At 65.4% G+C, this 6,240-nt stretch carries 6 protein-coding genes; 3 read left to right on the top strand and 3 right to left on the bottom strand.

Annotated features, from left to right (window positions below; all coding sequences use genetic code 11):
- Positions 1–85 precede the first annotated feature (85 nt).
- The gene (mdh, locus tag C446_RS16935; RefSeq protein ID WP_006674354.1) at positions 86–1,000 is read right to left on the bottom strand and encodes a malate dehydrogenase; all 915 of its coding nucleotides are present in this window, start codon (positions 998–1,000) and stop codon (positions 86–88) included.
- 171 nt (positions 1,001–1,171) lie between these two features.
- Between mdh and C446_RS16930 the strand changes: the two genes are divergently transcribed.
- The 3 genes from C446_RS16930 (at position 1,172) to C446_RS16920 (ending at position 3,061) form a co-directional block, all read left to right on the top strand.
- Positions 1,172–1,639, top strand: a complete 468-nt coding sequence (locus C446_RS16930) for a TIGR00725 family protein (protein ID WP_006674353.1) — start codon at positions 1,172–1,174, stop codon at positions 1,637–1,639.
- A gap of 51 nt (positions 1,640–1,690) precedes the next feature.
- Positions 1,691–2,125 (top strand): GNAT family N-acetyltransferase, encoded by a 435-nt coding sequence (locus tag C446_RS16925; RefSeq protein WP_006674352.1) that lies wholly within the window; start codon positions 1,691–1,693, stop codon positions 2,123–2,125.
- A 96-nt stretch (positions 2,126–2,221) separates the two neighbouring features.
- Positions 2,222–3,061: an Sjogren's syndrome/scleroderma autoantigen 1 family protein gene (locus tag C446_RS16920; RefSeq protein WP_006674351.1), complete on the top strand. Its 840-nt coding sequence runs from the start codon at positions 2,222–2,224 to the stop codon at positions 3,059–3,061.
- 92 nt (positions 3,062–3,153) lie between these two features.
- On the opposite strand, the gene C446_RS16915 is transcribed toward C446_RS16920, so the two are convergent.
- Both C446_RS16915 and C446_RS20415 read right to left on the bottom strand, forming a co-directional pair.
- Positions 3,154–5,580 (bottom strand): DEAD/DEAH box helicase, encoded by a 2,427-nt coding sequence (locus C446_RS16915; protein ID WP_006674350.1) that lies wholly within the window; start codon positions 5,578–5,580, stop codon positions 3,154–3,156.
- 343 nt (positions 5,581–5,923) lie between these two features.
- Positions 5,924–6,223, bottom strand: coding sequence for an eCIS core domain-containing protein (locus C446_RS20415; protein ID WP_338035022.1), 300 nt, complete (start codon positions 6,221–6,223; stop codon positions 5,924–5,926).
- Positions 6,224–6,240: the final 17 nt, after the last annotated feature.

The raw sequence follows: 6,240 nt of genomic DNA, 5'->3' as shown, positions 1-6,240 counted from the left end.
CGAACTCCTTCTGGAAGATGGAACGAAAACAACCCCTCTAGAAGTGGGGCACCGATAAAATCCGGTAGAGTGTCTGCCGTCGCTTTTACGCGATCTCGTCGTACTGGTCCGAGAGCTTCTCGGCGGCCTCGCCGAGCTCGTTGCGCTCGAACTCGGTTAACTCCCACTCGACGATCTCCTCGACGCCGTCGGCACCCAGCTTACAGGGGACGCCGAAGGCGGTGTCCTCGTGGCCGTACTCGCCCTCGAGTTTGACGCTGCAGGGCAGCACCTCGCCGGTGTCTCGTAGGACGGCCTCGACCGTGTGGCCGACGCCCGTGGCGGGGCCCCACTGCGTTGCGCCTTTCTTCTCGATGACGTTCATCGCGGAGGTCTGCAGTTCGGAGAGTAGTTCCTCCTTCTCGTCGTCGTCGAACGCGAGGTCCTGACCGTTGACGCGGACCTTCGAGAAGACGGGGACCTGGGCGTCGCCGTGCTCGCCGAGGATGGTGGCCTCGACGTTCTGGACGGGCGCGTCGAAGCGTTCGCTGATGACGTAGCGGAACCGGGCGGAGTCGAGCCGGCCGCCGAAGCCGATCACCTTCTCGCGGGCGCGGTCGCCGGCCTCGTAGAGGTGCCGGTTCAGGAGGTCAACCGGGTTCGACGTGGTGACGGTGACGAAGTCGTCGTTGTGCTCGGCGATGGAGGAACCGATGTCCTCCATAATCGGTGCATTGTCGCCCGCCAGATCGATGCGGGTCTGGCCCGGCTGGCGCGGGATGCCGGCGGTGATGACGACGACGTCCGAGCCGGCGGTGTCCTCGTAGCCGCCCTGACGGATCGTCGTGTTCGAATCGTAGGCAGCGCCGTGGTTCACGTCCGCGGCTTGCCCGATCGTGTCGTCTTCCTTGTCCGGAATGTCGACGAGTACGAGTTCGTCTGCGATGTCCCGAAGCGCGATGTTGTAGGCAGCGGCGGCCCCGACCGTTCCGGCCGCGCCGACCACGCTAACTTTCGTCATACCACGTAAAACTGCGCCTGCCCCCGCGTTAAATCCGTCGGATTCCCTACGTACGCCTGAAATTGACGACAGTAGATACGTCGATCGTCGAACCGATCGTCGCCGTCGGCCCGAGTCGGAACCCCCATTGCTTTCGAACCGGTGATAGGGCTCGCGGCCGGCAACTCGTGTATGAACCACCGAATCAGCGTCATCGGCGGCGGCGCAATCACCGACGAGCAACGCGCCCTCGCGGTCGCGGTCGGCCGCGAACTCGGCGCGCGCGGTCACACCGTCGTCTGTGGCGGCCGCGGCGGGACGATGGAAGCCGTCTGTCGCGGCGCGCACGCCGAAGGTGGAGAGACCATCGGTATTCTGCCGGGCGACCGCCGTGAGGCTGCCAACGACTTCGTCGACACTGCCATCGCGACCGGCCTCGGTCACGCCCGGAACGCGCTCGTCGTACTCAACGGCAATGCCGTCATCGCGCTCGCTGGCGGCGTCGGCACCCTCACCGAACTGGGCTTTGCAGGGATCTACGACCGACCTGTCGTCGGCCTCGAGACCCACGACGTATCGGACCTGTCACTCGAGATTCCCCTCGAGACCGTCGAGACGCCCGAAGCCGCGGTCGACGCGGTCGAGCGGGCACTCGAGTAACCGGCCGGCGAGAACCGATACCACCTTTTCGCTTCGACCGGGCCATCCGATATGAGCGACAGCGACGAGACGCGAGCGGACCCCTACGCGATCCGCGAGGAACTGCCCGACCCGGAGACGTTCGCCTGCTTGCGCGAGGCCGCCGGGATGACGCCCCGATCGATGGCGGGGATCGAGCGTGGCCTCCCGAACTCCGTCTACGGCGTCGTGGCGGTTCACGAACCGACCGACGAGGTCGTCGGCATGGGCCGGATCGTCGGCGACGGCGGTACCGTCTATCACATCTCGGATATGGCCGTCCACCCTGACCACCAGCGTCAGGGGCTCGGAACGCGGATCATGGAGCACCTCGAGGCCTATATCGAGCAGACCGCGCCGCCGAACGCCTACGTGAACCTGCTGGCGGACGTCGACGGCTTCTACGAGCGGTTCGGTTACGAGGAGTCTCGTCCCGCCTCGAAGGGGATGTATCGCCGGACGGAGTGACTCGCGTGTCGGCCAACTCGCTCGCGGACGAGCCCCGTTCTCACCGCTGGCCCCGCGTTCGCAGCTTTTTCGACCGGTGAGCACATCTAGACCTGTATGAGCGACTTCGACAAGGAAGCCGAACGCGAGAAACTTCGCGAGAAGTACGAACGCGACAAGGCCGAGCGGGAGGCGACCCAGCGGATGAGCGACCTCCTGTTGAAGGGTGCGACCATGACGAACGCCCACTGTGGGACCTGTGGCGATCCGCTGTTCAAGGAAAACGGCGTCACGTTCTGCCCGAGCTGTCACGGCAACGCCGAGGCAGTCCAGGGCACCGACCTCGAGGCTCGGCCTGCCGAGGAGTCCACGGCGGCCGACTCCGGCGAGGACGCTCGAGCGGACGCCGATGGGAACGCCGCCTCGAGTGATGGGGCCGATCCGACGGCACCGACCGACGCCGCCTCGAGTGGCGACGAACCCGAGGACGGCTCGGAGCGAGCGGTCGACCGAGCACGGGCGAGAGCGGACCCGTCTCAGTCCCGTTCTCGGTCCCGAGACGACCCTACTGGTCCTACTCGGTCGGCTCCGACGGACCCGACGGACTCGACGACCGAACCGGACGACCCCTCCTCGCCTGCAACCGCCGAGGCGGCCCGACGACGTGCCGACGCTGGGGAGTCGGCCCACACGCCGCCGTCCCAAAGGAGAGGAGCGGCCGACCATGATCCGGAACCATCGCCCTCCCGTCGCAGTGACCGGCAGTCGGGTACTGTCGATACGACCGCAAACGCCAGCGTCGACGCCGGCGGTGAGTTCGGTGACGCCCGCGAGTCGCTCCAGCACGCACTCGAGCGCTTTGCCGCCGAGGCCGCGACGACCGACGACCCGCGGTACGCGACGGAGTGTCTCGAGGCGGCACGCGAGGCCAGCGAGACGCTGAACACGCTGCGCTAACGACCGTCCTCTGTTTCTCTCGGCCGTCTCTCGTCGAGTCAGGGTCGTAGCTGCTTCCGTCTCGAGACGTCACCCCGATCGAGCGTCGGCTCCTACCCGGTGTACTCGCTCCCGATAACGTCTCGCATCCGTTCGGCGGTCACCTGTCCCACGCCGTCTGCCTCCTGCAGTTCGTCTTCGGTCGCGATCATCACTGCCTCGACGGTGCCGAACTCCTCGAGCAGCGAGCGGGCGGTGACGGGACCGATCTCGGCAATCGAGGAGACGACGTACTCCTGTTGTTCGGCCAGCGTCTTGGATTGCTTCTCGCCGTGGACCGACACCTCCCGATCGCTCGTCTCCTGTTCGCGGCCCGCGATGACCGCGAGCAGCTCGGTCGTCTCTCCCTCACCTTCGGTCCGCAACACGCTCGCGTCGAAGTCGACCGCGAGACTCGAGAGCGCGCCTCGGACCGCGTTGGGGTGGATGTCCCGCTGTTCGTACAGGCCGTCCCCCTCGACGATCACGATCGGTCGGGAGTAGTGGCGAGCCATCGCGCCGACCTGTTCGAACATCGATCGGTCGCCGCCGACCAGCGAGTCGACGAAGTCGGCGACCGACTTGCGTTCGACGACGACACGATCCGAGAGCACGTAGTCGCCGACCTCGAGAGTCTCGAGGTCGATCTCGATGTCGTCGCGCTTGGAGAGGTCCCGTGCGATGTTGGCGTCCATCTCCCGCTGGTCGGCGACGATTTCGATCGCGTCGCCGTCGCCTGACGGTTCGGGGGGTTCGACCTGACCCGCTTCGATCTCGTCCTCGCTCGAGTCCTCGTCCGTCGGTGCGAACTCCTGCAATCCGGGCTGGTCGGCAACCCCCTCGCTTCCGCTGGAAGACCCGGAGACGGCGTCGGGATCGTCACCGCTAGATTTCACTTCCGCTTCGCTCTCGAAATCGGTCAGCGCCTGCTGGGAATCGTCCAGTTCTTCCTCGAGGTCGTCGGCCATCCCTTTCAACTCGCGGAGTTCGTCTTCCATCTCCTGCTCGCGACGGCGTGAGATCCAGAAGTAGGCCTCGTCGCGGGTGTCTTCGGCCATGAGGACGACGACCTGGCCCTCCGACTGGCGGCCGGTCCGACCCTTGCGCTGGATCGACCTGATCGCCGTGGGGACGGGTTCGTAGAAGAGTACGAGATCGACTTCCGGTACGTCCAGTCCCTCCTCGGCGACCGACGTGGAGACGAGTACTTCGAACTCGCCGGCGCGGAAGTCCTCGAGCACCTCCTGTTGCTCGTTCTGGGTCATTCCGTCGCTCCCCTCTCGGTCGCCCTGGCCGACGAACCGCTTGGCCTCGAAACTCTCGCTCAGGAAGTCCGTCAGAGCTTCCGCGGTGTCCCGGGACTCCGTGAAGACGATCACGCGCTCGCCGTCTTCGAGGCCCAGCGTCTCGGCGAGCAACATTCGGGCCTTTCGATACTTGGGGTGGAGCTGATCGAAGCTCTCGGCTTTGCGCATCGCCTCGCGGACGCGGGGATCGGAGACGAGTCGCTGACTCGCCTTCGACGCACCCGACGACTGGGCCTGGTTGCGCTGGCGCTCGAAGTACCGGCGGACGGCTTCGACGCTCTGTGTCTCGACGAGCGTGACGGCCTGGCGGAGCTTCATCACCTCCGCGTGGATGGACATCCCCTCGAACCCCTCCGACTGGTCGTTGTTGATCAGTTTCTGGAGTTCGGCCCGCATCGCGTTCAGTTCCTTCTGGGACTGGTCGGGCTGGGTCGAGTCCGCGATGCCCATCTCCTTTAATTTCTCGAGGCGCTCCTTGATGACCTCGTTTAGCGCGTCCCGAATCTCGAGTACCGCTTCGGGGAGGTCGATCCGCTCCCACTCGATGTCGGTCTCGTGGGTGAACTCCGAGACGTCGGCGTCCTCCTCGGTCATCACTTCGACCTCCTCGATACCCAGGTTCTCACAGACCTCGAGGATCGCCTCCTCGTCGCCGCCAGGCGAGGCGGACATCCCCGTCACGAGCGGTTGCTTCGCGTCGGCGTGGTAGCGTTCGGCGATGTAGTTGTACGCGTAGTCGCCGGTGGCACGGTGACACTCGTCGAAGGTACAGTGAGTCACGCCGGAAAGCGAGACCCGCGAACCGACGAGGTCGTTCTCGATCACCTGCGGCGTCGCCATCACGATCGTCGCTTCCTCCCAGGTCTCGGCGCGATCCTCGGGACTGACGTCGCCGGTAAAGACGACGATCTCTTCATCGGGAATCTGGAGAGCCTCCCGGTAGAAGTCGGCGTGTTGCTGGACGAGCGGTTTCGTCGGCGCGAGCATCAGCGACTTCCCGCCGACCTCCTCGAGTCGCCGCGCGGTCACCAGCAGGCTCACCGTCGTCTTCCCCAGTCCCGTGGGGAGACAGACGAGCGTGTGGTGGTTCGCGGCGGTCCCGGCGAGTTTTAACTGATAGAGCCGGCGCTCGAGGAAGTCAGGCTCGAGGAGCGGGTGGTCGATCGAGGCCATCTCCCCGTCCGTTCGCGACATTGCGGGGTGGTTCATCCCCGGCGCGGTTAAGGGTTCCCGTACCGCGGTGAAAGTGAAACCCGGCCGTCACTGGTGACGGTCTCACCCTCTCGACTCGGCTTGACCCGCTACTGGCAGTCGAGTGCAGGATGTCACTGCGTCTCGAGTGACGGCCGTACGGCTGGCCTCCGGTCGGTATGCTTCAACACTGCTACCCACAGTGCTTGCTCGGACGCCTCGTCGGTTTCTCGCTCGAGTTGCGGGCGGGATCGATCTCCGGACCTGCGCCGTCTTGAGGCTCCACCGAGATCGTCGCGCCGCCGTTCTATTGTTCAACGTGGGCGATTTCGTGGGCGAGCAAGTGTTACCCCACAGGAGATTCGGGGCCGTACTCGCCGGCGTTGACCACGATGTCGGTGTCGCAGGTGAACGCCTTGGCGTCGATGACATCTGCGGCTGCGGCGGCTTTTCCACCGGTGTGGATACGCACATCGGAGAAATCCGCGCCCATCCGGTCCTCGAGGGAGCGACGGCGGTCGTCCTCGAGGGGTCTGCCACCGTTGCTGATGATCTCGAGGGCCTGTTCGGGCACGTCTTCTGGGGCTGTCTCTCGACTGTCTCTCGAGTGTGGATCGAGTGCCGATAGGGTGTGAATCGAGACCAACGGCTGTATCCAAACCA

This window comes from Halobiforma nitratireducens JCM 10879 (genome assembly GCF_000337895.1).
Lineage (GTDB): Archaea > Halobacteriota > Halobacteria > Halobacteriales > Natrialbaceae > Natronobacterium > Natronobacterium nitratireducens.
Note: the sequence above shows the minus strand (reverse complement) of the source record. Positions and strands in the feature narration are given on the sequence as shown.

Coding starts and splice junctions, on each gene's coding strand:
- mdh (WP_006674354.1), bottom strand. CDS start 1,000: ATGACGAAAGTTAGCGTGGTCGGCGCGGCCGGAACGGTCGGGGCCGCC.
- C446_RS16930 (WP_006674353.1), top strand. CDS start 1,172: ATGAACCACCGAATCAGCGTCATCGGCGGCGGCGCAATCACCGACGAG.
- C446_RS16925 (WP_006674352.1), top strand. CDS start 1,691: ATGAGCGACAGCGACGAGACGCGAGCGGACCCCTACGCGATCCGCGAG.
- C446_RS16920 (WP_006674351.1), top strand. CDS start 2,222: ATGAGCGACTTCGACAAGGAAGCCGAACGCGAGAAACTTCGCGAGAAG.
- C446_RS16915 (WP_006674350.1), bottom strand. CDS start 5,580: ATGTCGCGAACGGACGGGGAGATGGCCTCGATCGACCACCCGCTCCTC.